Origin of the sequence: uncultured Gimesia sp., from assembly GCF_937910335.1 — a bacterium.
Taxonomy (GTDB): domain Bacteria; phylum Planctomycetota; class Planctomycetia; order Planctomycetales; family Planctomycetaceae; genus Gimesia.
In genome coordinates, this window is sequence record NZ_CALEMX010000006.1 from 1 (window position 1) to 4,494 (window position 4,494).

The window sequence follows — 4,494 nt, forward strand, 5'->3', positions numbered from 1 at the left end:
AAAGCATCCGTAAAAACCAATCCATTAAAACCCATTTTTTCTTTCAAAAGTTCATCAATTTTTTCGAGTTCTGCTTTGATCTCCAGCGCTTCGGGAATGGTAAGGGAGGTTCGGCCTGAGAAATAATACTTTGCCGCCAACTCGTCTATTTCGTATTTGTCTCCCAGACGATCCACCAATTGGACGAGGCTTCTGGCGAAGGGGCTACTATCGTCCTCCGTTTTATACCAGATACGTTCCAGTTCATAGATTTGTTCTTCGCGGACCGCTTGCGCGAAATAATCTTTAAGCCTGCGAGGAGGCTTGATATGTTTGGCATAATCGTGATAACTGCGGCGGGCTTTTTTGCGCACGCTTTCTGTTTCATAGGTTTCCAGAATGCGGCGTTTGCGTTCTTCCAGCATGGCGATCAATGCATCCAGGCTGGGACCGAGGCCCGCAATCTGGCTGGGATCCAGGCGAATGGCCCGGGCGAGTTCTTCTTCGGTCAGCTCGCGCATTGAGCCATAATACATCATATGATTCAAGGCAGGAGAGACCAGATCGGGAGGCGGCTGCATTGGATCGGGAATGCGCTTGGGGTCGTACTTCTGGTACGTATGAATAATCCCGCCTGTCAGTCGTTTATCGGTCATAGGTGTGTCTCGATCTCTCTGGTGAGAGGAATTTGAGAGCATGTCGTAGATCAGGTTTCATAAACAATGCGACCATGATCCTGCGAGCGTGAAATTTTACTGTTGGCATACAGGCCTGCCAGCACGAATTCGATGCAAGACGCTCGAATGGAATCATCACCTGATGCATTGACTTCGAATGCTTTATCCCAGATGGGAGGCACGCGTTTGAGTCGGTCTGCATATTGTGAAGAAGGCAGCATGTCTCCCACTTCAATTTTGATGCCTTGTGAAAAGATTTCGCTGATTTCAGCCAAGCCATGTTCGACGATATATTCCTGAAAGACATCTTGAATCGCCTGGGCGATGATGGCGTCTAGCACCTGTCTTTCGGACATCTGGTTGGCGCCCATCATATCCAGTTCCAGTTTACCCAGTGATGAAGAGTAGAGATGTCCCAGATCACTGATACGGGGGACGGCTGGTTTTTCGTTGAGAACGGCGCCTCGTCTCCGGGCGGCTGCTACCATCATGCGATAGTTGGCGATACTAAACCGGGCACTGACGCCGGAATCGTGATCGACGTATTTCGAAGCACGGGCAGCGATCGTAATTTGTTCGATAATTTCCCGCATGAAATATGGAACGACGACAGGGACCTCACCTGCAAGGTCAACGCCGGATTCCTGTTCCATAATTTCAATACCGACACTTCGCTCACGGGGGTAATGCGTGTGAACTACTGAGCCGATCCGGTCTTTCAGCTGTGGGATGACTTTCCCACTGCGATTAAAAGTCGAAGGATTGGAGGAAAACAGAATCAGCATATCCAGATCGAAGCGGATCGGATAGCCACGAATTTGAACGTCGCGTTCTTCCAGAATATTGAACAGGCCGACTTGCACGAGCTCGTCCAGTTCGGGCAGTTCATTCATAGCAAAGATGCCGCGATGCATGCGGGGGATCAGACCGAAGTGCAGCGCACTTTCCGCGGACATACTTTCGCCATGTGCGAGTTTGGCAGGATCGATCTCGCCGATGACATCGGCAAACTTGGTCCCGGGCGCGAGACGCTCTGCATAGCGGTCTTCGTTAGACCACCAGCCGATGGGTACTTCCTCGTCCGGGGTGTTTGCCAGAACTGTTTTCCCTGCGCTGGTGATTGGCTGATAAGGGTCGTCATGTACGGGGGAGTCAGGGATATCAAGATAGGGTATTTCGGGATCAAGAAATCGAACGAGCAATCTCATGATGCGGCTTTTCGCCTGTCCTTTTTCTCCGAGGAAGAGCATGTCATGTTCGGAGAGCAGGGACAGTACGATATCGGGTATGACGGTGTCATCATAGCCGACGATGCCGGGAAATAGATCATCGCCGCGCTGTAGGGCGGACATTAAGTTATCGTAGATTTCACGTTTGACCGTTTTGCTTTTCCAGCCGCTTTCTCGAAGCTCCGCCAGATTTGTGGGCCGATTCATAAAGATTTCTCATTCCGGTTTTGATATTAAGTATTTAATGAATAGTTTTGCTATTGGGCTGCTCAATCTGAGATAGATGAAATCTCTCGACTGCCAAAGCTTGAAACATAAACGAGATCATTCTTAAGAGTAACATTAACAATCATAGACAAAACAGAGGAGTAGACTATGGTGCAGTTGTTCAGAAATCCCGGGATTCAGAAAAAAATGATTTCCATTCAATATAAACTAGCTAGCAAGTGGCTCAAGAACTGGTAACACTGTCTGCTTGACTGTGCTCCTTTACCCGAATCTTGAAGTTGATATAGAATGAAGCTTCCTCAATTAGTGAAACAAAGGATCCTCATGAAACTCGCGCAATCATTATTGACTGTAATGACACTCTTTTTTGCGTCTTGCCTGTCGGGTTCTCTCTTCGCTGAGAAACCAGTTTCCTCCGCTGCTGCGTTACAACCTTTTGTTGACAAACAGGAACTTGCGGGGGCTGTTGCTCTGGTTGCCGACAAGGATAAAGTTCTCTCGGTTGAGGCTGTTGGTTTTGCAGACGTAGTGGGTCAACAGGCAATGAAACCTGACGCTCTGTTCTGGATTGCCTCTCAGTCGAAGGGGATGACAGCGACTGCAGTTATGATGCTTGTCGATGAAGGTAAGATCGCGCTAGATGATCCGGTCGAAAAATATCTGCCCGAATTTCGCGGTCAGATGGTTATCGCTGAGAAAGATGCGGATCACGTACTACTGCGTCAACCAGTGCATCCGATTACTATTCGCGAAGTACTCAGTCACATGAGTGGACTTCCTTTTAAGTCGGCCATTGAAACACCGACGCTGGATGGTCTGCCTCTGGCTGCTGCCGTGCGCAGTTATGCAATGACGCCTTTACAGACTGAACCGGGTACACACTACCAATACTCGAATGCCGGCATTAATACGGCAGCGAGAATTCTTGAAGTTGTGACAGGAAAAAGTTACGAAGACTTCATGCAGCAGCGATTGTTTGATCCATTAGGAATGAAGGATACCACCTTCTGGCCGAACGCAGCGCAAGTGAAGCGATTGGCAAAGTCATACAAGCCTGATTCCACAAAAGAAAGTCTGGTTGAGTTTCCTCTGAATCAGCTGGGTACTCCTCTTACTAATCGTCATCATCGATTTCCAATGCCCGCCGGTGGATTGTTCTCTACCGCGCAAGACACTGCGATTTATTGTCAGATGTTGCTGAATGGTGGTGAATTGAATGGTCGATGTTATCTGAGTCAAGCTGCGTTTGCAGAATTGACAAAGCGGCAAACACCGGAGACAGTCAAGCAAAATTACGGACTTGGACTGGCGGTTGGGCCAGATCGGTTTGGGCATGGTGGCGCACATGCTACGAATATGGAAATATATCCCGAGAAGGGAGTCGTGATTGTCTGGATGGTGCAGCATGGTGGCTTTCCCGGTAAGGGGGCGCAGGCCCGGGTTGTGTTCAAGGACTGGGCCATTGAGCATTTTGGTAAATGAGCCGTCTGTTCTGGCTGAGCGATCGGACTTCGGGAGCCAAAGCAGATTCATTACAAGATCAATCAACACCAGCAACGATCAACTTCAAAGAGTCAGTTATCTTTACAGAAAGACGACACCGGATGAGTATCTATCAAAAATTTGGCGTTGAGCCCATCATTAACGCTTGTGGAAGTGTAACTCGCCTCGGTGGTGCGCCGATGCCATCTGAAGTGCTGGAGTCATTTCGTGAAGCTGCTGCAGAGTGGGTTCCTCTGGAGCAACTTCAGGCAGCCGCATCGCGGAAAATTGCTGAGCATACAGGAACCGAGGCAGGTCTGGTGACCTCTGGAGCCGCTGGTGCTCTGACTTTGGGGGCGGCTGCAATTCTTGCAGGTCATAGTTTAAAACGGATGGAACAACTGCCACATTGTGATGGTTTTCCAGATGAGTTTATTATCGCGCGAGAACAACGGAGTGGCTACGATCATGCGGTTCGTGCTGCCGGCGCAAGGCTGGTTGAAGTGGGCTTCAACGAAATTATTTCCAATGCGGGTGTGCGTCGTACAGAAAGCTGGGAGTATGAGGCGGCCATTACTGAGAACACTGCTGGTATTGTTTATGTGCATTCGGCAGATTCACAACCTGATTTAACGGAGGTTGTAGAAGTCGCGCGAGAGCATGGTCTTCCGGTTCTGGTCGATGCGGCTGGCGAAGTGCCACCACGGGCTAACTTGAAAGCGATTGCAGCCATGGGCGCCGATCTGGTTTCCTTCAGCGGAGGGAAGGCCATTCGAGGGCCACAATCTACGGGGATATTATGTGGTAAACGCGAATTGATTTCTTCAGCTGCTTTACAAATGCTGGATATGGACGACCACGGTCAACTCTGGGAACCTCCCGCTGATTTCATTGATACT

General features: G+C 49.4%; 3 protein-coding genes and 1 pseudogene. 2 read left to right on the plus strand and 2 right to left on the minus strand.

All coding sequences use genetic code 11. The features are described from left to right. Nucleotides 1-635: pseudogene (locus Q0668_RS00215) on the minus strand (hypothetical protein); the annotation flags it as partial. Nucleotides 636-685: 50 nt separating this feature from the next. Then, nucleotides 686-2,092 carry a magnesium chelatase gene (locus tag Q0668_RS00220; protein ID WP_298858752.1) on the minus strand — a complete coding sequence of 469 codons (1,407 nt, stop codon included), beginning with the start codon at nucleotides 2,090-2,092 and terminating at the stop codon, nucleotides 686-688. Nucleotides 2,093-2,437: 345 nt separating this feature from the next. Between Q0668_RS00220 and Q0668_RS00225 the strand changes: the two genes are divergently transcribed. After that, the gene (locus Q0668_RS00225) at nucleotides 2,438-3,595 is read left to right on the plus strand and encodes a serine hydrolase domain-containing protein (protein ID WP_298858754.1); all 1,158 of its coding nucleotides are present in this window, start codon (nucleotides 2,438-2,440) and stop codon (nucleotides 3,593-3,595) included. Then, a partial coding sequence (locus Q0668_RS00230; protein WP_298858756.1) for an aminotransferase class V-fold PLP-dependent enzyme occupies nucleotides 3,592-4,494 on the plus strand: 903 nt, incomplete at its 3' end. The genes Q0668_RS00225 and Q0668_RS00230, both read left to right, overlap by 4 nt.